The organism is Cupriavidus sp. YAF13, from assembly GCF_052113425.1.
GTDB lineage: Bacteria > Pseudomonadota > Gammaproteobacteria > Burkholderiales > Burkholderiaceae > Cupriavidus.
This window is the reverse complement of sequence record NZ_JBFRDD010000027.1, coordinates 12677-36528: the sequence shown is the minus strand read 5'-3', so window position 1 is coordinate 36528 and position 23852 is coordinate 12677. Positions and strand designations below refer to the sequence as shown.

The window sequence follows — 23852 nt, the reverse complement described above, 5'->3', positions numbered from 1 at the left end:
TGATGACCGAAGTGATCACGGTTGAGGACCACCAGAAGTCGCCGTGGGTCATTGAGCCGTTTCGCCTGCTCGACTGCAGCATATGGAACGACGGTGCAATGGCCGTCGTCGTCTCGTCGACGGAAGACGCTCGGCAACTGCGGTCGTCGCTGGTCACGATCCGAGCGATCGAGGGGGTACCCTTGGTGCGCCGGTGCGTTCGCGGATCGGCCCAAATCACTGGGACCTGCATGCAGGAACGCTGGCGCAGTCGCTTTACCGAAAGGCCGGCATTCGGGCGGAGGACATCGACGTCGCCGAGATCTACGATCCCTTCACGGGCATGGCGCTGTTGCACATCGAGCAGTTCGGCCTTGCGCCGCCGGGTCAGGCCGCGGCGCGGGTCCGAAGCGGCGAGCTGGCTCTTGACGGGGCCATCCCGACCAATACTCACGGTGGCCACTTGTCAGAGGGCAACATCGCGGGTCTTGGCCACGTTGTCGAGGCCGTGCAACAGCTGCGCGAGGGCGGCGTGCGCGACGACCTGTGCAGCACCGGCCACGACTATGACCGCTGCCGTTGTCGCCAGGTGCGAAATGCCGAGTTCGCGCTGGTCGGCAGCGAATCCGGCGACAGCGCGCTCATCCTAAGGAGGGGGGCATGACGTCTCCATTGCCACCGGGTGTTCGTCCGGACCCAGACAGCGCGGCCTTCTGGGCGGGCTGCCAGCGGCGCGAACTGCTGGGCTCTCGACCGGGCCTGGGTGCTCTGGCGGCGCAAGGCACGCAGGCTCGTGAATGCGTTCGCGCTCGAGGATGGCCGGTAAATCTACTTTTTGGCCTTGTGCTTTGCATCGTGGAGTCGAGCGCGAAGTGTGCTCGTTTGCATGAGATTTCACGCCTGAACGGGCATACGCACCGCCAGCGCACCGAGCTGCGACCGGTGCGGCAAACAGCTTCATTTCCATATCGGTCACATTAAAGGAGTCTCTCTATGCCAGAACCGACCCGCCAACCGGAATACGGGGTCAGCCCCATCTTCGTCGACCGCTGGTCGCCCCGTGCATTCACGGGTGAGAGCATCAGCGAGGAGGAATTGCTGGCCATCATCGAGGCAGGCCGCTGGGCGCCTTCGGCTTTCAATTTGCAGCCCTGGCGTTTCATCTACGCCAGGGCCGACACTCCGGCCTGGCAGCCGCTGTTTGCCACGCTCAACGTCTTCAACCAGAGCTGGGCGCAGCGCGCTTCGGCCTTGCTGATCATCGCGTCGGCCAACAGCGCGTTAGTGCCAGGTGCAGCGGCGCCCACGCCCAACGCAAGTCACGAGTTCGACACGGGATCTGCTTGGGGTTACGTCGCCTTGCAGGCCACGCTGCTAGGCTGGCATGCCCATGGCATCGCCGGCTTCGACAAGGATTTGGCACGCAGCAGCCTTGGCATTCCGGCTGATTACACAGTGCAGGCTGCGGTTGCCATTGGCCGCCGCAGCGAAGACAAGAGCTTTCTGTCGGCATCCCTGCAGTCACGCGAAGCACCTAGCTCACGGCTGGCCATGAAGGCCATCGCCGCAGAGGGAAGATTCGGTTTCGAAGGCTGACCGGCCAGTGCGTTGGGCGGGGGCTTCGTGCGCTGGCTCCAGCTTGCCGTGCCGGCGACCGCTTATCGCGCATGGCTCCCTCAGCCTTGGGCCGGCAATACTGCCCGTTCAATCTTGCCCACGATCAGCCAGTAGCTAAGGATGGCCAGCAGGCCATGCGCGCCGACGTACACCAGGGCGCCATTAAAGGAGTGCGTATCGGCCACGATGTAGCCGATCACGATCGGCGTGACGATGCCGGCGATGTTGCCCACCGCGTTGAACACGCCGCCGGTGCTGCCCACGATGGACGCGGGCGCGGTATCGGCCACCACGGTCCAGCCCAGCGAGCCGAAACCCTTGCCGAAGAACGCCACGCTCATCAGCGCGATCACGATCCAGTCGGTGTCCACGTAGTTGCAGGCAATCATGGTGGCGCTGAGCAGCAGGCCGATGGTGATAGGCAGCTTGCGCGCCATCGTCAGCGAGCCGGTGCGGCGCAGCAGCGCGTCCGACACGAAGCCGGTGGACACGCCGCCGACAAAGCCGAAGATGGCTGGCACCGCGGCCACAAAGCCCGCTTGCAGGATGGAGAAGCCGCGCCCGTTCACCAGGTAGCTCGGAAACCACGAGACAAAGAACCAGGTGATCGCGCTGATGCAGTACTGCGCGATAAAGATGCCCACCAGCATGCGGCTGCGGAACAGCTGGCCGAGTTGCGCCAGCGTTGGACCCTTGCTGCCCTTGGCGCTCCTGCCGCCGAGATGCACCAGCGCGCCGCCTTGCTCGATATATTCGATCTCGGCCTGTGTCACGCGCGGATGCGCGGCGGGAGCGTGGTAAAGGCGGTACCACGCCCATGCCAGCAGCAGCCCCAGCGCGCCCATGACCGAGAAGATATGCTGCCAGCCGAAGCGATGATCGAGCCAGCCCATCAGCGGCGTGAACACCACTAGCGACAGATACTGCGCGCTATTGAAGATCGCGCCGGCCACGCCGCGCTCGGTGGAGGGAAACCACGCCGCGATCACCCGTCCTGATGATGGCCCTACCGGTGACTCCATCGCGCCCAGCAGGAAGCGCAGCACCAGCAGCGCGACAAAGGCAAAGGCAAACCAGTGCACCGTGCTCATCAGCAAGGTGGTGAGCGACCACAGCACCAGCCCGAGGCCGATGGCCTGCTTGGCGCCGATCTTGTCCACCAGCCAGCCGGCCGGCACTTGGCTCAGCACATAGGCCCAGGCGAAGGAAGAGAACAGCCAGCCCATCTGCACGGCATCGAGCCCGAGATCCTTGCCCATATGCGGGCCCGCCACCGACAACGTGGCGCGGTCGCCGGTGCTCAGCGCCAGCACGATGGTGATCAGGGCCAGCATCAGGTAGCGGTAGCGCCCGGTGGCGACAGCGGCTGCGGTCGGCTGTGCGGTGGATGTGGCGGCGGATGCGGCCGCGGACGCGGACCCCGCCGCGTTCGGGGTGGCGGATGTCATGACGACTGACATGGCGGTCTCCAGTCTTGTTTGATGGCACGAAGGCGCCGGGCCTTGTATGGCGGCGCGTCCCCGAGGCAGGGTGCTGCCGGGGCGTATGGACAGCATGCTAGAGAAGGACCGGGAAACAAGATAGCGGCGCCCGGTGACCAGGGTGGGCCACGTCCCAGCCCTTGGGAAATGCCGTGGAAATGTGTGGCTTCGGCCTGCCCGGTGGGCCGATTGGCAGTCATCCGCACGGGTGGATTACTGCTGCGCCGCTTTTCCCACACTCTGGGACAAGGCACGGGTTCGCCGTGCGCCAGCCGCGTTCCGCGCTTGCGGCGCATCCGCGCTTACCCAAGAATGGACACGTGTTCATCGCGGGTGGACATGCCCGGCTCCAGCGTGGAGCGACGTGGCGGCCAGGACGCCCGCGCCCCATTCGCATCCAGGAGACGCAGCATGTACATCAGCGAACAGCTACTCAACCCCGACGAGCGCCGCCTGCGCCTGTCCACCCAGCTCGGGGTCCAGAGCGTGGTGCTGGACAACCGCGGCACCGCGCTGGTGTCGGCCCCCGGCGGCGTCAGCGCCTGGGATGCCGGCAAGCTCACTGCCTATCGCAAATGGGTGGAGGGCTTCGGCCTGAAGCTCGACGTGTTCGCGCTCGATGTGGGCTCCATCCTGCTGGATTCGCTGGTCGACCTGGATAGTGCGCGCAAGCAGCGCGATGTGCTGGCGCAGAACATCCAGAAGGCGGCAGACGCAGGCATTACCTGCCTCAAGTACAACGTGCAGATGGTTGGCATCACCCGCACCGGCCTCAAGCCGGGACGCGGCGGCGCGCAGAACTCCGGCTTTGTCTATGCCGAGTACTCGGCCGACGACGACCGCAAGCACTCCTACTGGGGCGTGGGATACCCCACCAACCAGGACGAAGGCGACGCGGAGACCGCCATGCTGTGCGGCCAGAAAATGGCGCGCGACGTGCCCCCGGTGACTGAGAGGGCCGGCTGGGACGCCATCGAATTCCTGGTCGAAGGGTTGGTGCCCGCCGCCGACCGCGCCGGTGTGCGCCTGGCCTGCCATCCGCACGATCCCGCCTATCCGGTGGGTGGCCTCAACGGCATCGAGCACGTGATTGGCTCCGCCGGCGGCATCCGCAAGTTCCTCGCACTCAGCCCGAGCGCCAACCACGGCCTGAACTTCTGCCAGGGCACCGTCGCAGAGATGTTCAAGGAGCCGGGCCGCGCGATGATCCCCGTGATCGAGGAGTTCGCCACCACTGGCCGCATCTTCATGGTCCACTTCCGCAATATCCGCGGCGGCTATCTCGACTTCCAGGAAGTCTTCCCGGATGAAGGCGACGTCGACATGTTCCAGGCCATCAAGGCTTACCAGCGCGGCGGCTACAAGGGCCCGCTGTGCCCGGACCATGTGCCCGTGTCGGACCTTGACGAAAACCGCGAGCGCTTCATGTCCTTCGCGCTGGGCTATACGCGCGGGCTGTTGCAGGCGGCCGGCGTGTGGTCCACGCCGGTGCGCGGCTAAGCATCGCGGCGGCCCAACATGACAGAGGCACAGCAGCCCATCCGCAGGACGCCCGAGATGCTGCGCTCGCACCGCTGGTTCGGCAACGCGTCGATGCGCACGTTCAACCACCGCTCGCGCATGGCGCAGATCGGCTTTGGCGCCGAGGAGTATCGCGGCAAGCCGGTCATCGCCATCCTCAACACCTGGAGCGAGATCAACCCCTGCCATACCCACTTCAAGGCGCGCGCGGAGGAGGTCAAACGCGGGGTCTGGCAGGCCGGCGGGTTTCCGTTGGAAATGCCAGCCATGTCGCTGGCCGAGCCGTTCCAGAAGCCCAGCGCGCTGCTGTACCGCAACCTGCTGGCGATGGAAGCCGAGGAACTGCTGCGCTCCTATCCGGTGGATGGCGTGGTGCTGATGGGCGGCTGCGACAAGACCACGCCCGGCCTGATCATGGGCGCCACCTCGATGAACCTGCCGGCCATTTTCATGCCGGCCGGGCCGATGCTGCGCGGCAATGCCGGCGGCAAGACGCTCGGTTCGGGCTCCGACATGTTCAAGAACTGGGCCGAGTTGCGCGCTGGCACCATCACGGACGATGAATGGGAAGAGGTGCTGGGCGGCATCGCCCGCTCGCCCGGGCACTGCATGACCATGGGCACCGCCTCCACCATGACCAGCGCGGCCGAAGCCATGGGCCTGACCTTGCCGGGCGCGGCCTCGATTCCCGCGCCGGACTCGCGCCATGCGCAGATGGCGGTGCAGACCGGGCGCCGCATCGTCGAGATGGTGTGGGAGGACCTCACGCCGTCCACGGTGCTGAGCGCCGAGGCCTTCGACAATGCCGTGGTGTGCGTGCTGGCGCTGGGCGGCTCCACCAATGCGCTGGTGCATCTGGTGGCGATGGCGCGGCGCGCCGGCGTGGCGCTGGATTTGCAGCGCTTCGACGCGCTCGCCGCCAGCACGCCGCTGATCGCCAACCTGCGGCCTGCGGGCAAGTACTTGATGGAAGATTTCTTCTATGCGGGTGGCTTGCGTGGATTGCTGGAACGCTTGCGCCCGCTGCTGCGGGTGGACGCGCTTACCGTCAACGGCCGCACGTTAGGCGCCAACATCGCCGGCGCTCCGGTCCATGACGACGACGTGATCCTGCCGGTTGAGCGCGCGCTGGTGAGCGGCGGCAGCCTGGCCGTGCTGCGCGGCAATCTCGCGCCCAACGGCGCCGTCATCAGGCCAGCCGCCGCCGAGCCGCACCTGCACCGCCATACCGGCCGCGCGGTAGTGTTCGAGAGCTACGAAGCGCTGAACGCCGGCATCGACGCGCCCGACCTCGATATCGACGCCAACAGCGTGCTGGTGCTGCGCAACGCCGGGCCGTTGGGCGGGCCGGGCATGCCGGAGTGGGGCCAGTTGCCGATCCCCAGGAAACTGCTGCAACAAGGCGTGCGCGACATGGTGCGCATCAGCGATGCGCGCATGAGCGGCACCAGCTTCGGCGCGTGCGTGCTGCATGTGGCGCCGGAATCGTTTGTTGGCGGGCCATTGGCGCTCATGCGTACGGGCGACCTGATCGAGCTGGACATTCCGGCGCGCAAGCTGGCGTTGCTGGTGGACGATGCGGAGCTGGAACGCCGCCGCGCCGCATGGGTGCCGCCGCCGCCGCGTTACCAGCGAGGCTACGGCGCGATCTTTGCGCAGCAGGTGACGCAGGCGGATGAAGGGTGTGACTTCACGTTGCTGCGGGGGACGGAGCCGACGCCGGAGCCGGATATATATTGAGCGATGCCGGCTGCGGTGCGGTCAATTGCCAGCATGGTCGGCGTGCGCTCTCCGATATGCAGCATCGCGAAGTCCTGGGTATTGGTGTAGGCGCCGATCACGATTTCCCGGCTCTCGGCGCGCGCTGCCACGTTGATCCAGATCGATGCGCTTATGCACTCTCGCGCGGCACGATGCGAAAGCCCAGGTCCATTACCCGCTGTGCGCGCCGGCCGGGCCGCGCTGCGCCTTGCAGCCGGCGCAGCAAGACCTCGCCGGCGTGGCGGCCGAGCTCGCGCGGCCGCACCTGCACGGTGGTCAGCGTGGGATAGCTGGCCGCCGCTATCGCCAGGTCGGAGAAGCCCACCACGGCGATACGGCCCGGCACTTGCCAGCCGTGCTGCCGGCATGCCAGCAGCGCGCCCACGCCCAGGATGTCGTTGCTGCAGAAGACGGCCTGGATGCGCGGGGCGCGTTCCAGCAGCCGCGTCAATGCTTGCGCGCCGGCGTCGATGGTGGAGGGGGGTGGCAGCAGGTCCACCTCGGCAGGCGCCATGCCAAGCTCGGCGAGGCGCGCTTGCAAGCCGTCGAGCCGCTTGCGTGCGCGCAACTCATCCGCGCCGATAAAGCCGATGCGCTTGTGCCCGCGCTCGCACAGGTATTGCGCCACCGCGGCACCCACCCCCGCGTTGGAGAAGCCTACCGCCATGTCGATCGGATCGTCGGTCAGGTCCCAGGTTTCCACCACCGGCAGGCCGAGCCGGCGCAGCTTGTCGCGCACGCTTTTTTCGTGGCTCACGCCGGTGAGCACGATGGCGTCCACGCGCCGGCCGAGAAAGGCGTCGACCAGGCCTGCCTCTTCGCGCGGGTGATAGCTCGACTGCGCCAGCATCAACTGGTAGCCCTGCGGCGCCAGCGCGGCGGCCAGGCCATCCATGGTGTCGGCGAACCACGCGTTGGACAGCGTGGGCACGATGGCACCGACGATCTTCGAGCGGGCGGAGGCCAGGCTGCCGGCGGTCAGGTCCGGCACATAGCCGAGTTGCCGGATGGTGGCTTGCACCAGTTCGCGCGTGGCCGGCGCCACCGTGTCGGGGTGGTTGATCACGCGCGATACCGTCACGCTCGCCACGCCAGCGGCGCGGGCCACGTCCGACATGCGCACGGCGCCGGGTCGCGTTTGCGGTTGCAGGGCGGAGGGTTTGCTGTGCTTCATGGCGGGGTTCAACTGCTTTCGCGCGCGACCACGCTGAAGCCGAGATCGACGATGCGGGATTCGCGCCCCAGCGCGCTACCCGGTGCGCCAAGGCGCGCCAGCAACATCTGCCCGGCACGCCTGCCCATCTCATGCGACGGCACCTTGACGCTGCTCAGCGCCGGCACGCTGGCCGCCGCGATGGCCAGGTCGGAGAACCCCACCACCGCCATGCGCGCCGGCACGGCCCAGCCCTGTTCGCGGCAGGCCAGCAGCGCGCCCACGCCGAGGGTGTCGTTGCTGCAGTACACGGCTTGCAGCTGCGGGTTTTGCCGCACCAGTTCGACGAGGCCGCGGGCGCCGTCAAGCATGGTGGAGGGTGGCTCGACCGTGCGCACCACCACATCGGGCAGGCCTTGCGCGGCGATCGTCTCCCTGTAGCCTGCCAGCCGCTTGAGCGCCCGATCTTCCTCGGCGCCGATAAAGGCGAGATGGCGGTGCCCGCGCGCCAGCAGGTGCCCGGCTACGGCGGCGCCCGCTGCCCGGTTGGAGAAGCCCGCCACCATGTCGATGGGGTCGTCGGTGAGATCCCACGTTTCCACCACCGGCATTGCGCAGCGGCGCAGCTTGGCGCGCACCGTGCCAGTGTGGCTCACGCCCGTCAGCACCATTGCGTCCACTTGCCGGCCGATAAAGGCGTCGATCAGGTTCTCCTCCTGCGTTTGCCGGTAGCGTGTCTGGCCCAGCAGCAACTGGTAGCCGCCGTCCTCCAGCACTTCGCCCAGCCCGTCCATGGTCTCGGCAAACCACGCGTTGGACAGCGTCGGCACAATGGCGCCGACGATGCGCGAGCGCCGCGAGGCCAGGCTGCCGGCGTTCAGGTTGGGCACGTATCCCAGCTTGGCGATGGCGTCCCGCACTGCGGCCAGTGTGGCGGGAGAGACCTGGTGTGGATGGCTGATGGCGCGCGAGACCGTCACGCGCGATACGCCGGCCATGCGGGCCACGTCGACCATGCGGCCGCCGCCCGGGGCAGGGTCATCTTGCCGTGAGGACGCGGGCTTGCTGGTTGCCATTGCCTTGGTATCGGTGTTGGGTGGGGCGGCGCCGTCCGCTACGCGTTTTCCCTGATTTGATCGGTGCGAATCACTTCAGTGCGCATTCACCTGCGGCTTTGTCCCAGATCATGGGAAACCGCTGTCCCGGTGGCGCCGGGCAGGCTTGTATTGTCGGCCACCATCCCGAAAAATGGAAGCGCATCCATAAGAGCGCGCCGCCGCCCGCCATCGTTCGGCAAAACGCTGCGCCAAGCCTCATCGAGACACCATGAACCAGTCCCAATCCAAGCTCACCGTCCGGCTGGCCGAGCCCGACAACGTCGTGCTGGCGCGTACGCAGATCGCCGCAGGCACGGCCCTGCCGGAAGCCGGCGCCAACGCATTGCAGGACATCCCCGCAGGCCACAAGCTCGCCGCGCGTGCCATCCGCAAAGGCGAGCTGGTGATCAAGGGCGGCATCGCCATCGGGCGCGCCGCCGAAGACGTGCCCGCCGGCGCCTGGGTGCATGCGCACAATCTGGCGGTGGATGCTGCTGCCAGCGGTGCGCAAGGCGAGGTCGTCCGCGCGACCCCATCGCTGCAAGCCGTGCCCGCCGCGCAGGGCGCCACCTTCCAGGGCTTCGTGCGTGCCGACGGGCGCGTTGCCACGCGCAACTACATCGGTGTGTTCGTGGTGGGCAATTGTGGCGCCACCGCCGCGCGCAGAGTGGCCGACTGGTTCACCGTGCCGCGCCTGGCCGCGTATCCCAACGTCGACGGCGTGGTGCCCTTCGTGCACGAAATCGGCTGCGGCATGGAGATGACCGGCGAGCCGATGGACCTGCTGCGCCGCACCTTGTCGGGCACCATCCGTCATCCCAACATCGCCGGCGCGCTGGTGATCGCGCTGGGCTGCGAGCGCAACAATATCTACGGCTTCCTGGAGCAGGAGCAACTTGCCGTTGGCCCCGCCCTGAAGACATTGGTGATGCAGGAGATCGGCGGCACCGCCAACACCATCGAGGCGGGCATCGCCATCGTCCAGCAGATGCTGCCGGCGGCCAACGCGCATGTGCGCCAGCCGGTTTCGGCGGAGCACTTGGTGGTGGGCCTGCAATCCGCCGGGCCGGACGGCTTTTGTGCCGTTTCGGCCAACCCCGCGCTGGGCGCGGCGGTGGACCTGCTGGTAGCGCAGGGCGGCACCGCGATCCTGTCGGAAACCGTGGATCTGGTGAGCCTGGGGCAGCGCTTCACGTCCCGTGCCGCCACGCCCGAGGTGGCTGGCCAGCTCGCGCAGCGCATCGCCTGGTGGCGCCAGTACCACGCGGGGCGCGATACCCAGCTCAACCGCCGCGTGCGGGCCGACGGCGGCGCCAGCGGCTTGAGCAACGCGCTGGAGAAGGCCGCCAGCGGCGTGCGCCGCGCCGGCAGCTCGCCGGTGACGGCGGTCTACGAGTACGCGCGTCCTGTCACGGCGCGCGGCCTGGTGTTCATGGATGCGCCCAGCTATGAAGCCGTTTCCGCTACCGGCCAGATCGCCGGCGGCGCCAACCTGATCTGCCTGACCACCGGCACCGGCTCCGGCTTTGGCGCGCTGCCTGCGCCCACCATCAAGCTGGCCTCCAACACGCGCACCTTCACACGCATGGAGGATGACCTCGATATCGATTGCGGCCCGGTGGCGGACGGCGAGGCCACGGTGGCGCAGATGGGGCAACGCATCTTCGCGCAGATGCTGCGCCATGCCTCCGGCGAGAAGACCTGCAGCGAAGCGCTGGGGGTGGGCGAGAACGAGTTCGTGCCCTGGCCCATCGGCGTGCTCGCCTGAACGAACTCGCAAAGGACAACAAGATGAATCCCACCATGCAGGACAACGCGCGCAATCCCTTTATCCGCCTTGACCCCAAGGACAATGTGGTGGTGGCGCGCATGGAAGTGCCGGCAGGCACCACCGTACCCAGCGAAAGCCTCGTCACGCTGCAGCTCGTGCCGTCCGGCCACAAGGTGGCCGCGCGCTTTATCGCCAAGGGTGAGCCGGTGCTCAAGTACAACACGGTGATCGGCTTCGCGGCCGAGGACCTGCCGCCCGGCACCTGGATGCACAGCCATAACATCGCCTTCGGCGACCTGGTAAAGGACTATCGCCACGGCCAGGACTACCAGCCCACGGAATACGTGCCGCCGGCGCAGCGCGCGCAGTTCATGGGCATCGTGCGCGCGGACGGCCGCGTGGCCACGCGCAATTACATCGGCGTGTTCCTGGTGTGCCATAGCGGCGCCACGGTGGCGCGCAAGATCGCCAACTGGTTCGACGGCCAGCGCATGGTGGATTTTCCCAATGTCGATGGCGTGGTGCCTTATGTGCACGAGCAGGGCAGCGGCATGGAAATGAGCGGCGAGCCGATGGACCTGCTGCGCCGCACGCTCGGCGGCTATATCCGCCATCCCAACACCGCGGGCGCGCTGGTGATTGCGCTGGGGCACGAGCACAACGCGTTGCCCGCCTTCCTGGCCGACCAGGGCTTGCAGCCCGGCCCGATGCTGAAGACGTTGGTGATCGAAGACGCCGGCGGCACGCGCCGCGCCATCGAGGCCGGTATCGCGCTGGTGCAGCAGATGCTCGCCACGGCCAACGCCGTCATGCGCGAGCCGGCTTCGGCGGAGCACATCACCGTCGGCCTGCAATGCGGCGGCTCCGATGGCTTCTCCGGCCTCTCGGCCAATCCCGCGCTGGGTGCGGCGATGGAGATCCTGGTGCGCCACGGCGGCACCGCGATCCTCTCGGAAACCTCGGAGATCTTCGGCGTGGAGCAGACCCTGACTGCGCGCGCGGTCACGCCCGAGGTAGGCCAGAAGCTGGTGGACCGCATCAACTGGTGGCTCGAGTACAACAAGGGCCGCGACACGCAGATCAACGGCCGCGTTAGCCCCGGCAACAACGCGGGCGGCCTGGCCAACGTGCTGGAGAAAAGCCTCRGGGGCGCCAAGAAGGGCGGCAACGCGCCGCTGATGGAGGTCTACAAATACGCCGAGCCGGTGACGCAGCACGGCCTGGTGTTCATGGACACGCCGGGCTACGACCCGGTCTCCGCTACCGGCCAGATCGCCGGCGGCGCCAACCTGATCTGCTTCACCACCGGGCGCGGCTCCTGCTTCGGCTCGGTGCCCGCGCCCACCATCAAGCTGGCCAGCAACACGCCGATGTACCAGCGCATGGTCAAGGACATGGATATCAACTGCGGCGTGGTGATCGACGGCGATGCCACCATCGAACAGATGGGCCAGCGGATCTTCGCGCAGATCCTGCGCCACGCCTCCGGCGAGAAGACCTGCAGCGAAGCGCTCGGGGTCGGGCTGAACGAGTTCGTGCCCTGGCCGATCGGGGTGGTGGATTGATCCCCTGCAGTTCTTGCTTTTTGCGCATCTCATTAAAAGAAATCCAGGAGACACAGCATGACCAGCATCAGCAAAAGAACGTTTCTAGCCGGTTGCGCACTGGCGCTCGCAGGCATCATGGCCACCGCGAACGCGCAGGGCGACACCTGGCCGACCAAGCCCGTGCGCATGATCGTGCCGTTCCCTGCCGGCGGCACCAGCGATATCATGGGCCGGCTGATCGCCGAGCAACTCGGCAAAGCGCTCAAGCAGCCTTTTATCGTGGAGAACAAGGGCGGCGCGGGCGGCACCATCGGTGCCGAGCAGGCTGCCAAGGCACCCGCGGATGGCTACACGCTGCTGCTCTCCGGCATTGGCAGCAACGCCATCGCGCACGGCATGTCGCCCAAGCCCAACTATGACTCCAGCCGCGACTTCATCCAGATCTCGCAGCTGATTGCCGGTCCCAACGTGCTGGTGGTCAACCCCGCCTTTCCGGCCAAGACCTTCAAGGAATTCGTCGACTACGTCAAGGCCAACCCGGGCAAGGTCAACTACGGCGTGACCAACGCGTCGTCCGGCCACCTGGCGATGGAGCTGCTCAAGCAGACGGCGGGCCTGAACATGGTCGGCATTCCTTACCGCGGCGGTGGCCCGGCCCTGACCGATGTGCTGGCCAACCAGATCCCCACCATGTTCGTGAACCAGGACGCGGTGCTGCCCTATGTGAAAGCCGGCAAGCTGCGCGCGCTGGCGGTCACCAGCGCGCAGCGCAACGCGCTGTTCCCGGATGTGCCGACCGTGGCGGAGTCCGGCTATCCCGGTTTTTCGGCGGTGTCGTGGGTTGGCCTGTCCGCGCCCAAGGGCACGCCAAAGGCCATCGTCGACAAGCTGGAGGCGGAGATGATGAAGGCGTTCCGCCAGCCGGAAGTCCGAGCCAAGCTGGAGGCCAACGGCTTCGTGGTGGTGGCATCCAGTTCGCAGGACTACACGCGCTTCGTGCGGTCCGAGACCGAGCGCTGGGGCAAGGTGATCAAGGAGGCCGGCATCAAGCCGGAATGATGGCGCACGCGCCTGGCCGCAAGACAGACTTCGAGACAGACAAGGACGACTCATGAGCAATGTTTCACATCAAGCAACCGCCGCGCTGGTACCGTCGGCACAAGCCTCGGGCGACCGTATCGCGTGGGTAAAGGTCTCGCTGGTCTACCTGCCGCTGGCCGCCCCGATCAGCGACGCCAAGGTGCTGACCGGGCGGCAGCGCCCGCTGACCGAAATTGCCTTCATCTTCGCCGAGATCCGTACCCGCGACGGACACGAAGGCATCGGCTTCGGCTATTCCAAGCGTGCCGGCGGCCCCGGCATGTACGCCCACGCCAGGGAGATCGCGCCGGAGCTGATCGGCGAGGACCCAAACGATATCGCCCGCATCTGGAACAAGCTGCTGTGGGCCGGCGCGTCGATGGGCCGCAGCGGCCTGACCACCCAGGCCATCGCCCCGTTCGATATCGCGCTATGGGATCTCAAGGCCAAGCGTGCCGGCTTGCCGCTGGCCAAGCTGCTGGGCGCGCACCGGGATTCCGTGCGCTGCTACAACACCTCGGGCGGCTACCTGTCGATGCCGCTGGACCAGGTGCTGAGGAACGTCGACGCCTCCCGCGCCAACGGCATCGGCGGCATCAAGATCAAGGTCGGCCAGCCCGATACCGCCACCGACCTCAAGCGCGTCAAAGCGGTGCGCGAACTGCTGGGCGACGACTTCCCCTTCATGGTGGACGCCAACCAGCAATGGGACCGCACCACCGCGCAGCGCTTCGGCCGCGTGCTCGAGCAGTTCAACCTGACGTGGATCGAAGAGCCGCTGGACGCCTACGACATAGAGGGCCACGCCGCGCTCGCCGCCTCGCTCGATACGCCGGTCGCCACTGGCGAAATGCTCACCAGCTTCGGCGAGCATGCACAGCTCATCACCGCGCATGCTAGCGATTTCGTGCAGCCCGACGCGCCGCGCGTTGGCGGTATCACGCCCTTCCTGCAGATCATGAGCCTGGCGGACTTCAAGGGCCTGAAGCTGGCGCCGCACTTCGCCATGGAGATCCACCTGCACCTGGCTGCCGCCTATCCGCAGGAGCCGTGGCTGGAGCATTTCGAATGGCTGGAGCCGATGTTCAACGAACGGCTGGAACTGCGCGACGGCAGGATGATCGTGCCGAGCCGGCCGGGTCTTGGGTTTAGCTTGAGCGACCAGGCGCTGGCGTGGACGGCGGACAAGGTGGAGTTTGGGGCGAGGCCGTAGGCGGTCGTTAGCGATAGCGCACTAAGCCATACGCAAGCGGCGCGCTCCAGGGCGCGCCGCTTGCGTTTAACGCCCGCTTCGCGTCACGCCGCGCCAGCGCCACGCGTGTTGACGTACAGCGCGTAAATGGAATGGCTGCTGGCCATGAACAGCCGGTTGTTCTCCAAGCCGCCGAAGCACAGGTTGGCACAGCGCTCCGGTAGGCGGACATGGCCAATGGGCTTGCCCTTGGGGTTGAACACCATCACGCCGTCCAGCGGTGCCGGGTCCACGCCAGGCGCGCCGCCGCTGCCCCAGCCAGCCCAGATGTTGCCGTCCTCGTCGCACTTGATGCCGTCCAGCGCGCTGGGGCCGTCGGCGTCGATATGCTTGGTGCGGTTCGCCAGGCGTCCATCGGGCCCGACGCTGTAGGCCCACACCAGCCGGTTGGGCTGGGCACGGCCTTCGATCACATAGAGCGTTTTCTCGTCCGGCGAGAAGCACAGGCCGTTCGGCCCGGCCACGTCGTTGATGACCTGGGTGAGCTTGCCGGTCTCGCCGTCGATGCGATACACCGCGTGCGGCAGCTCTGGCTTGCCGATGCGGCCTTCGTAGTTGTTGCTGAGCTGGAAGGGCGGGTCGGTGAACCAGATGGAGCCATCGGACTTGCAGACAATGTCGTTCGGCGAGTTGAAGGGCTTGCCTACGAAGTTGTCGGCCAGCGTGACCACTTTGCCACTGTGCTCGGTACGGCTGATGCGCCGCGTGATGGCACCTTCGCAGGTGATCAGCCGGCCCTGGCGGTCGCGCGTGTTGCCGTTGGGATAGTTGGCGGGCGCGCGGAAGCTCGTGAGCTGGCCGCTGGCCTCGTCCCAGCGCATGATGCGGTTGGACGCCACGTCGCTGACAAGCAGGTAGCCGCCGTCGCCGATCCACACCGGGCCCTCGGCCCAGCGCAGGCCAGTGGCGAGCTGTTCCACGCTGGCGTTGAACAGGCGGTACTTCGCGAAAGACGGATCGAGGATGACGACGCTGGGGTCAGGGTAGCGCAGCGATGGCGTCCACTGCGCGGTGGCATTAGCGGCGGTAGCGCTGGCGGCCAGTGCGAGGCTACCCATCAGGAAGCCGCGACGCCGAGGCGAAGTGGCTTGCTGAAGCGGAAGCGGATGCTCCTCAGGTTGGTGCGAATCGGCTTGTGTCTCCATGCCCGGGCTCCTTTGTGTTGATCTTGCGGGAATCAATACAATAGGAAGCTTTGGGTGCGCTGGCGATGCTCGCGGGGCGGGATCGACAGCGCACTCCCAGCCAATGGGACGGTCGCGCCCGATGCGCGGGAAAACCCCGCCGCCTCAAATCGTGTAATCCACCGCAGCCCACTCGAAATAGGGCTTCAGATCCGCCACCAGCGCCTGGTGCAAGGGATGGAAGAGATAAGCATCCAGCGCCGCCTTGTCGTCTACCTCGGACTCCAGCACATAGTCCCAGCAGATCGCGCGATCCAGTTCATTTGCGGCAAAGCGCCAGCTCCGTATGGCAGGGATCAGCGCGCCCAGGGCCGCCATGCGCGCGGCGAGCGCGGCTTCCAGCGTGGCGTCCTTGGGCACATCCGGCTTGCGCCGGAACAACACGATATGCCGCATTCTTGCCTTCAGCATGGCACCCCCTCGCGCGCAATCAGCCAGGCTGGAGCATCTTGCAGCGCCACCGGACGCAGGAAGCGATCGAGCGCGGCGTAGCCCACCGAGGTGGAAAACGGTTGCGTCGACGCGGGGAAGGGGCCGCCGTGGTGCTGGGCGGCGGTCACGGCCACGCCGGTGGGCACGCCCGCAAACAGCACGCGCCCAGCCACCTGGGTGGCGGCGCGCACGAGTTCCAGCGTGGCGGCGTCCGGCGCTTCGCTGCCGGCATCCACGCCCCACAGCGTTACCGTGAGCGAGCCGCCTACGGCGCGCAGCACTTGCTGCACCTGCTCGGGCGAGTCGATCCGCACCACCAGCGCGGCGGCGCCGAAGACTTCTTCGTGCAGGCTGTGGTCGGCGATAAAGTCCGCGGCGTCGACCTCGGCGAGGTAGGGGCGCGGCAGGCCGCCGGCGTCCGCTCGCGCCACTTCACCAAGCAGTGGCTTGAGCTTGTCGGACGCGCGCCAGCGCGCTACGCCCTGGTCAAACGCGGCGCGAATGCCGGCACTGAGCATGGCATGCGGCGCGAGCGCGTGCAGGGCGCCGGCCAGCGCGCCGACGAAGGCGTCGGCGGCCGCGTCCTTGCCGACCACGATCACGCCGGGGCTGGTGCAGAACTGGCCGCTGCCCAGGCAGATCGAGCTGGCCAGGTTTTGCGCCAGCGCGGCGCCGTTGCCGCTCAGCGCGGCCGGCAATACCACGAGCGGATTGACGGAGCCGAGTTCGCCGTAGAACGGAACCGGATGCGCTCGCTCAGCCGCCACCTTGGCCAGCGCGGTGCCGCCCTTGAACGAGCCGGTGAATGCCACAGCTGCGATGGCCTCCGCTTGCACCAGGCGCACGCCGGTCTCGATGCCAGCGCCTTCGACAAAGCCGAAGATGCTGGCTGGCAGGCCTTGCCCGGCCACCACGCGTTGCGCCAGTGCAGCGGTCTTGCGCGACAGTTCCGGATGCGCCGGATGCGCCTTCACTACCACCGGGCAGCCAGCCGCTAGCGCGGCGGCGGTGTCGCCTCCGAGCACCGAGAACGCAAACGGAAAATTGCTGGCGGAGAACATCGCCACCGGGCCCACGGGCACACGCACGCGCGTCAGGCGCGGACGCCCTGCGGGTGGCGCGCCGGCGACGGCGGGATCGTCAAGGCTGGCGTGCGCGTCGCCGCGCTCCAGCACATCGGCAAAGCCGCGCAGCTGGAAGGCGGTGCGGTCCAGTTCGCCATTCAGGCGTGGCAGGCCGAGACCGCTCTCGCGGTCGGCCAGCGGCACCAGGGTTTCGCGATCCGCTTCGAGCGCGGCGGCCAGCGCGCGCAGCAGGGCGGCGCGTTGCGCGGCGGGGCTGGCGCCCCATTGGCCGGCCACGGCAGCGGCGGCGGCGACAGTGGCGTCGATCTGCGCCGGCGTGGAGGCCGGCCAGCTTGCGCCGGTGGGCTGGCCACTGCGCGCGTCGATGGATTGCAGCAGGGAGGACATGGTCATACGCTCTTCAGGTGATAGCCGCGGCCCGCGTAGTCGAACGCCACCAGTTCATTGATGGGCGTCGCCTTGTCGGCGGGCGAAGCGTAGTAGGCACGGATTTCGGCGATCTTGCCGGTTTCCGGATCGAAGTCGTACCACTCGGCGCCGCGCAGTGCGGTGCCGCTCTTGTTCTTCCAGTGCGTCCATTCGATCATCGCCTCCGGGCTGTCATGGCTGACGATGAGGCGCTCGATGGTCCATTGCGAGCCGAGCGTTTCCACGCACCAGATCCATTTTTTGGCGATGGTGTCAGCGGTGCGCCAGGGCACTTCGGGCAGGCCGGCGGGGAAGTAGTGCACCGCGTCCGGCGTGAAGCAGTCCATCAGTGCGTCGTAGTCGGCCGCGTTGCAGGCGTCGAAGTAGCGGCGGATCAGCGCGGCGTGTTGTTCAGGGGTGAATTTGCTGGTCATCTTGGTTAGGTATCCGGTTGGGCGGATTCAGCGGCTGCCGGCGGGCTTGGCTGCCGCGATCGGCGGGCGGCCAGCGGCAACCCATTCGCGATGCTGGGCGCGCGTAGCTTCGCTAGGCGGGTAGAGGCCCCACAGCGCTTCGCCAGCCTGCACGCGCAGCGCCAGGTAGGCTTCGATGTCGTCGCGCTTCTCGCACAGGCTGGCCATTTCCTCGGCCAGGTGGGCGGGGATCACGGTGATGTTGTCGCCGTCGCCGTGGATTACGTCGCCAGGATAGATCGCCACGCCGGCGCAGCCGATCGGGACTTGCAGGTCTGCCACGTGATGGTAGGACAGCCGCGTAGTGGCGGTCACGCCCGTGCTCCACACCGGGAAATCCATCTGGCTGAGCTCGGTGCCATCGCGGAAGCTGCCGTCGGTGATGACCGCACGGGCGCCGCRCATCATCATCCGCGTGATCAGCATATTGCCCATGGAGGCGGCGCGGCCGTCGCGGTTGCTGTCGATCACCAGCACATGGCCCGGTTCAATCTGCTCCACGCCCACCCATTGCAGGTTGTCGGCGGAAGGCTCGGTGGTGAGGTTGCCATAGATGTCGATGTCTTCGCGCGCCGGGATGAAGCGCATGGTGTACGCGCGCCCGGCAAAGGGCTTGACCTTGGGGTTGAGCGGCGTCAGGCCGTGCAATACCGGCTGGCGAAAGCCCTTGATGTAGAGCTGCGTGGTCAGCGAGCCGCTGGTCACCTTGGCCAGGCGGTCAAGTACCGAATCCGGCACGAACGGCGCGGGCGCGCGTTGCGGGATATTGGCCAGGGGCGGGGGAGGCGTGAGGGTGGGGTTGGTGCTCATGATGCGCGCGGTCCAGGTTGCAAGTGGTCGGGGCGGCCCTTGTCCCAATCGGTGGGACAAACCTGGCCGCGTGTCAGCTGTGCTGGCTGATTACATGGTATTGAACTTCCCGAGAACTTAAAATGCTCACCAGAGGGGCGGCGCGGCCAGACTCCTTCGTTTTTTCCATATATTGAGACAAGCCACCATGTCCGTGAATCCCGGTGACGGTACCGGCGCAATCGAGAAAGCCATCGACGTGCTCGAAGCGGTGGGCGCCACCCCCGGCGGCGTCAGCCAGAGCGACCTGGCCGCGCAACTCGCGCTGCCGCGCACTACGGTGTACCGCCTGCTGGCCACGCTGGTGGCGCGCGGCATGCTGCGCCGCGATCCGCTGCGCAAGGTGTACCGGCTGGGCTTTCGCTGCTTCGAGATGGCGCGCCAGGCCTACACCATGCCGGACCTGGTGGCCGCCGCCGCGCACGAGATGCGCGGCCTGCGCGACCTGACCGGCGAGACCTGCTACCTCGCCACGCTTGACGGGCTGGAGGTGATCTCGCTGGAGCGCTGCGACGGCGCCCACAGTGAACGCTCGGCAGCGGTGCTGGGCCAGCGCAAGCCTATGCACTGCACCAGCCAGGGCAAGGCCATCCTGTCGGCCATGGAAGGCCCGGCGCGCGATGCCATCGTGCGCGACCTGACATTGAAGGCGCTCACGCCGCTCACCATCACCGATCGCCGCCGCCTCAACGCGGAGCTCAATATCACCGCGGCGCGCGGCTACGCCATCGACGACGAGGAAATCGTGATGGGCGTGCGCTGCGTGGGCGCGCCCATCGTCGACCCCGAAGGCGTGGTGCGCGGCGCCATCAGCGTGGCCGGCCCGGCCTATCGCCTCACGCGCGCGCGGCTGGAGCTGCTCGGCCCCGAGGTGGCGCAGGCCGCCCGCCGCATCGGCGCGCAGCTCGAAGGCGTACGCGCCCCGGCAGGAGACGCCGCGGTGACTGCCGTGCCTGGGCCGTGGGCCTTCCAGGGCGGGCATCCGCTGTGGTGCGCGCGGCGCCAGCGGCTGTACTGGGCCGACGTGCTGGCCCCGTCGGTGCGCGTGCTGGACACCATGCAAGTCCCCGCGCGCGATGAACAATTGCTGCGGCTGGAAGCGCCCATCACGGGCATGCTGCTGCGCGGCGAGGAGGTATGGGCCATGCACGACGATGGCGCGGTCGCCATCGCGGCGGATGGCAGCCGCCGCCCGCTGGAGGGCTGGCCCCGCGCGCCACTGCAGGCGTTTTGCGATGGCGGCGATGCTGGCAACGACGCGCAAGCTGCGCAAGCGGTGTGGGCTGCCATGGCGTCCGCTGAAGGCGGATCGTCGGTCGGCCTGCTGCACGCCAACGGCAGCCTCGAGGTGCGCTGGCATATTGGCGAGGCCGTGCAGGCGCTGTGCTGGAGCGCGGCGGACGACACGCTCTACGCCACCACGCCCGCCTCCGGCGCCATCCTGATGCTGCAACCCGGCTCCGCAGCGGTGCGCCGGCTGGCCAGCATGCCACCGGGCGCGGGCAAGCTGAGCGGGCTTGCGCTGGACGCCAGCGGCGGTATCTGGACGGCGCTGAGCGAAGGCTGGAGCGTGGTGCGCTTCACGCGTGACGGCACGCTCGATCGCGTGGTGGGCATGCCCGTGCCGTGTCCCAGCGATGTGGCGCTCGGCGGCGCGAACCTGGACACGCTCTATATCACCTCCTCGCGTCAGCAGGTGCCGCTGGAGACGCTGGCCAAGGCGCCGCAGTCCGGCTGCTTGTTTGAAGTAAAGGTCTGAGCGGCTCGAAACCATGCGTGCCTTCTAACTTGTAGTGGTGGATCTCATAGCCGCATTCCCCACTTCCCATGTGAGCGTTGTTTTTTTATTTGTTCCAGGTCCATGCTGGCGAATGAGCAAAAAGCATGGGGAAATCCGTCGCGAAAGGGAATCTGTCGACAGACTCTCGCGAAGAGGTTCTATGCGCATCTTGATCCAGGCATGGGTTGAAGGGCAGGGAAACACGGCCCACTTGTCATCATGGCCAGTGTGTTCGCGCGCGAAGCCGATTTCGCACAGGCATCCGATCTGGGCTTGTTCACGCACCCGAGACCTCTATCCGCGATCAACAGCGCGCACGTGGCTCAATCCATCAACGATGAGTACAAAGGCGGCAGGCGAATTGAAGGGGTTGTTTTACGATGACAGTGCTGCCTTCAGCTTAAATGCAATTAATCGCACCCCAACCCGTAACAGGAAATGTCGGCGGCCAGAGRCGCGTAGGGCAAGGCCTGGAGCAGGAAGCGCAGAGCGCGACGGCGGTAGCTGCGATGGTGTCCGCGGCAGCTCAACAAGGAGCAATGGATTCCAGTCGTCGAGTGCAGGGATGCGATGCCCGGATCGCGCTTCGGCAGCGCACTACACGCGCGCAGGTGCACGCACCCCACGACAAATCAGTTGGGATTCGGCGCAGTCGCTGGCTGAGATAACGCGCGCGCCGCACGTTGGGCTTGTAGTCCCTGTGCCCGTTTCGCACCGGCCTGTGTAATGTGTCCCGCATGCTGACCCGCCAGATCCACGTGGGGCACCTCCCACCAGACAGCAGCCCCTATCTGACCGCGATATGGCTATCCCTGCGGGAATCGCTGGCGCCGACATACGAGCCACGCTTCCTGAGCAGGATCTGCATGCCCCCGAAGTCCCAGGTGCTCTCGGTTCTGGCGACCACGTGGTGGCCCAGGGCGGCGAGGCCCGAGACGGTATCGGCAGGAAAACCGGGTTCCAGCACCACCTGCCGCCCCGGCCCGACCTTGAAGCGCGGTGCATCGACAATGGCCTGCGGGCTCTGCGCGTAATCGTCCAGGCGCACCATCATCTGGACGTGGCCCTGCGGCTGGAATGTGCCGCCGGTCGCGCCGAAGGCAATCGGCTCGCCGTCGCCGGCAAAGGCGAATCCCGGCAGGATGGTATGGAAGGGCCGCTTGCCGGGCCTGAGGAAAGACGGGGAACCGGCATCGGTGGAAAAGCATGCGCCGCGATTCTGCAGCGAAACACCGGCGTCGGGCACCACGATCCCCGAGCCGAATCCCATGTAGTTAGACTGGATCAGCGAGACCATCATGCCATCGCGGTCGCCTGCCGCAAGGTAGACCGTGCCCGCCAGTGGTCCGAACGTGTGGCCGAAATCCGAAGCTTGCCGCATATTGATGCGTGCCGCGGCGGCCTGAAGGCAGGGGGCTTGCAAGCGGTCGCGTACCTGCCCGATTGCGTAGTCCGTATCGCCGATCAACGGCCCGACTTCGGCAAACGCCAGTTTGATGGCCTCGATCTGGAGATGCAGCGAGGCCGCCGAGTCGGCCGGCAAGCGCGCGACATCGTGATGCGCGAGCACGCCCAGCGCAAACAGTGCCACCGCGCCCTGGCCGTTTGGCGGCAGCTCGCTTACCTGTAGCGTGCCGTAGGGCGCCTGTATGGCATCGACCCACTCGGGTGCGTGCAGGCGTAAGTCCTCGGCGCTAAGGGCACCGCCTGTTTCGCGGGCGAACGTGGCGATTCGCCTGGCGGTCTCGCCGGTGTAGAAGTCCTTGCCATTGGTGCGCGCCACGCGTTCGAGCGTCTGCGCAAGCGTCGGCTGCAGGAACAGCGCCCCGGCCACGGGCGCTGCGCCGCCGGGGAGAAACACCGCCTCGAAGCCCGGCTGGCTGCGCAGCTTGGGCACCTGTTCCCGCCACTTCTGCGCGACACCGGGAGAGACGTGGAAGCCGGCTCGTGCGTAGCGCATCGCGGGCTCCAGCACGGTAGCGAGATCGAGCCGGCCAAAGCGCATGACCAGCGCGGTCCAGGCCGAGACGGCGCCGGGAACGGTGACGCTATCCCATCCGCGCTGCGGCATCGCGGGCAGCCTGGCAAGACGAGCGACGTCGATACCCATCGGTGCCCGGCCGCTGGCATTGAGGCCATACAGCTTGCCGCCAGCGAAGACCTGGGCGAATGCGTCGCCACCGATCGAGTTGTTGGTAGGCTCGACCACCGCGATGGCGGCTGCCGCAGCGATGGCGGCGTCCACCGCATTGCCACCGCACGCGAGGATGTCGAGCCCCGCTTGCGCGGCCAGCGGTTGGGATGCGATGACCATCTCGCTGCCATGCACGGCAGCCTTGAAGGATGGGTAACGCTCGGGGGCGGAGGCGGATGGGGCGTGCATGGGCTACTGCGCCGCCAGGTGCTTGCTCTGGATCAAGCCGCCCCATTTGGTGTACTCGCTTTGCACGAAGATATTGAACGCCTCGGGGCTGCTCCATTCGATTTCGGCACCCTGCGCGGCGAACTGCTGGCGCACCTCAGGGGACTTGAGGACAGCGACGAGATGGCGGTTGAGGACTCCACAACGGGGGCGGGCATGGCGGCCGGCCCGAAGATTCCAAACCAGGCGGTCACATCGAAGCCCTGCACGCCAGACTCGGCGACCGTGGGCAAGCCCGGCAGCAAGCTGCTGCGGTGCGCTCCTGTGACGGCCAGGGCGCGGACGGTGCCGGCCTGGATCTGGGCCTTGGCGGTGACCTGAAGGTCGAACATCAGGTTGACCTGGCCGCCAAGCAGGTCGGCCAGGGCAGGCGCGCTACCCTTGTATGGGACGTGGAGCAGCTGGATGTTGGCGGCCTTGGCCAACAGCTCGCCCGCGAGGTGGTTCGAAGTGCCGGCGCCAGCCGATGCATAGGTGATCTGGCCGGGGCGGGCTTTCGCCAGTGCGATCAGTTCGCCCATGGTTTTTGCCGGCACGGACGGGTTCTCCAGCACGACAAACGGCACGGATGCCACGCGGGAGATCGGCGTGAAGTCCTTGAGCGGATCATAGCCCACGCCACGATTGAGCGCGGGGTTCATCGCATGTGAGCTGACCGTGCCCATCAGAAGCGTATAGCCGTCGGGTGCTGCCTGGGCCACGAACTTGCTCCCGATGGCGGTGCCGGCACCCGCGCGGTTGTCCACCACCACAGGTTTGCCCACCCGTTCGGCGAGCCGCTGCGCGAGCAACCTGGCCAGGATATCGGCGGTGCCGCCAGGCGGATAGGGCACGACGAGGTGAATGGCGCGGTCCGGAAAAACTTGCGCGACGGCGGGCACTGGCAAGGCCAGTGTGGTGCTTGCTACGGCGAGTGCAAGCAGCCGGTAAAGAGATGTCAGCATAAGCAAGGCAGAGGAA

Annotated in this window: 19 protein-coding genes; 9 read left to right on the top strand and 10 right to left on the bottom strand. The window is 67.1% G+C overall.

The genetic code is table 11. The features are described from left to right. Positions 1–193: 193 nt before the first annotated feature. Both AB4061_RS21390 and AB4061_RS21385 read left to right on the top strand, forming a co-directional pair. Complete coding sequence (locus tag AB4061_RS21390) at positions 194–643, top strand: thiolase C-terminal domain-containing protein (protein ID WP_441637271.1); 450 nt, start codon at positions 194–196, stop codon at positions 641–643. Positions 644–972: 329 nt separating this feature from the next. Then, on the top strand, positions 973–1575 hold the full coding sequence (locus AB4061_RS21385; protein ID WP_441637269.1) for a nitroreductase family protein: 603 nt from the start codon (positions 973–975) through the stop codon (positions 1573–1575). A gap of 80 nt (positions 1576–1655) precedes the next feature. Here the strand turns inward: AB4061_RS21385 and AB4061_RS21380 are convergent, their stop codons facing one another. Next, the gene (locus tag AB4061_RS21380; RefSeq protein ID WP_441637267.1) at positions 1656–3056 is read right to left on the bottom strand and encodes an MFS transporter; all 1401 of its coding nucleotides are present in this window, start codon (positions 3054–3056) and stop codon (positions 1656–1658) included. A gap of 432 nt (positions 3057–3488) precedes the next feature. Here AB4061_RS21380 and AB4061_RS21375 point away from each other — a divergent pair, with 432 nt between their 5' ends. Continuing rightward, complete coding sequence (locus AB4061_RS21375; protein WP_441637265.1) at positions 3489–4577, top strand: mannonate dehydratase; 1089 nt, start codon at positions 3489–3491, stop codon at positions 4575–4577. Between the two features lie 18 nt (positions 4578–4595). Continuing rightward, the gene (gene araD, locus AB4061_RS21370; protein ID WP_441637263.1) at positions 4596–6338 is read left to right on the top strand and encodes an L-arabinonate dehydratase; all 1743 of its coding nucleotides are present in this window, start codon (positions 4596–4598) and stop codon (positions 6336–6338) included. Between the two features lie 151 nt (positions 6339–6489). On the opposite strand, the gene AB4061_RS21365 is transcribed toward araD, so the two are convergent. Beyond that, entirely contained in the window at positions 6490–7533 is a 1044-nt protein-coding gene (locus AB4061_RS21365) for a LacI family DNA-binding transcriptional regulator (protein WP_441637261.1), read from the bottom strand. 8 nt (positions 7534–7541) lie between these two features. Next, positions 7542–8588, bottom strand: a complete 1047-nt coding sequence (locus AB4061_RS21360; protein ID WP_441637259.1) for a LacI family DNA-binding transcriptional regulator — start codon at positions 8586–8588, stop codon at positions 7542–7544. Positions 8589–8838: 250 nt separating this feature from the next. Here AB4061_RS21360 and AB4061_RS21355 point away from each other — a divergent pair, with 250 nt between their 5' ends. The 4 genes from AB4061_RS21355 to AB4061_RS21340 are packed head-to-tail and all read left to right on the top strand — an operon-like array spanning position 8839 to position 14220. Next, positions 8839–10377 carry a UxaA family hydrolase gene (locus AB4061_RS21355; RefSeq protein WP_441637257.1) on the top strand — a complete coding sequence of 513 codons (1539 nt, stop codon included), beginning with the start codon at positions 8839–8841 and terminating at the stop codon, positions 10375–10377. Between the two features lie 23 nt (positions 10378–10400). Further along, on the top strand, positions 10401–11945 hold the full coding sequence (locus AB4061_RS21350) for a UxaA family hydrolase (protein ID WP_441637255.1): 1545 nt from the start codon (positions 10401–10403) through the stop codon (positions 11943–11945). Positions 11946–12002: 57 nt separating this feature from the next. Continuing rightward, complete coding sequence (locus AB4061_RS21345) at positions 12003–12986, top strand: Bug family tripartite tricarboxylate transporter substrate binding protein (protein WP_441637253.1); 984 nt, start codon at positions 12003–12005, stop codon at positions 12984–12986. A gap of 52 nt (positions 12987–13038) precedes the next feature. After that, complete coding sequence (locus tag AB4061_RS21340) at positions 13039–14220, top strand: L-talarate/galactarate dehydratase (protein WP_441637251.1); 1182 nt, start codon at positions 13039–13041, stop codon at positions 14218–14220. An 83-nt stretch (positions 14221–14303) separates the two neighbouring features. On the opposite strand, the gene AB4061_RS21335 is transcribed toward AB4061_RS21340, so the two are convergent. From AB4061_RS21335 to AB4061_RS21315, 5 genes are all read right to left on the bottom strand, one after another. After that, positions 14304–15317 carry an SMP-30/gluconolactonase/LRE family protein gene (locus tag AB4061_RS21335; RefSeq protein ID WP_441637249.1) on the bottom strand — a complete coding sequence of 338 codons (1014 nt, stop codon included), beginning with the start codon at positions 15315–15317 and terminating at the stop codon, positions 14304–14306. Between the two features lie 231 nt (positions 15318–15548). Beyond that, positions 15549–15854 (bottom strand): Dabb family protein, encoded by a 306-nt coding sequence (locus AB4061_RS21330; RefSeq protein WP_441637247.1) that lies wholly within the window; start codon positions 15852–15854, stop codon positions 15549–15551. Then, complete coding sequence (locus tag AB4061_RS21325; RefSeq protein ID WP_441637245.1) at positions 15848–17353, bottom strand: aldehyde dehydrogenase (NADP(+)); 1506 nt, start codon at positions 17351–17353, stop codon at positions 15848–15850. Before AB4061_RS21325 ends, AB4061_RS21330 begins: the two co-directional genes overlap by 7 nt. Next, positions 17350–17802 (bottom strand): nuclear transport factor 2 family protein, encoded by a 453-nt coding sequence (locus AB4061_RS21320; RefSeq protein ID WP_441637243.1) that lies wholly within the window; start codon positions 17800–17802, stop codon positions 17350–17352. The genes AB4061_RS21325 and AB4061_RS21320 overlap by 4 nt, the downstream gene beginning before the upstream one ends. Before the next feature lie 27 nt (positions 17803–17829). Further along, a complete protein-coding gene (locus tag AB4061_RS21315) occupies positions 17830–18651 on the bottom strand; it encodes a ribonuclease activity regulator RraA (RefSeq protein ID WP_441637241.1) in 822 nt (273 codons plus the stop codon). Between the two features lie 187 nt (positions 18652–18838). Between AB4061_RS21315 and AB4061_RS21310 the strand changes: the two genes are divergently transcribed. Then, positions 18839–20449 (top strand): IclR family transcriptional regulator domain-containing protein, encoded by a 1611-nt coding sequence (locus AB4061_RS21310; RefSeq protein WP_441637239.1) that lies wholly within the window; start codon positions 18839–18841, stop codon positions 20447–20449. Positions 20450–21257: 808 nt separating this feature from the next. Here the strand turns inward: AB4061_RS21310 and AB4061_RS21305 are convergent. Both AB4061_RS21305 and AB4061_RS21300 read right to left on the bottom strand, forming a co-directional pair. Continuing rightward, positions 21258–22853, bottom strand: a complete 1596-nt coding sequence (locus AB4061_RS21305; protein ID WP_441637237.1) for a gamma-glutamyltransferase family protein — start codon at positions 22851–22853, stop codon at positions 21258–21260. A gap of 32 nt (positions 22854–22885) precedes the next feature. Further along, on the bottom strand, positions 22886–23836 hold the full coding sequence (locus tag AB4061_RS21300) for a Bug family tripartite tricarboxylate transporter substrate binding protein (protein WP_441637235.1): 951 nt from the start codon (positions 23834–23836) through the stop codon (positions 22886–22888). Positions 23837–23852: the final 16 nt, after the last annotated feature.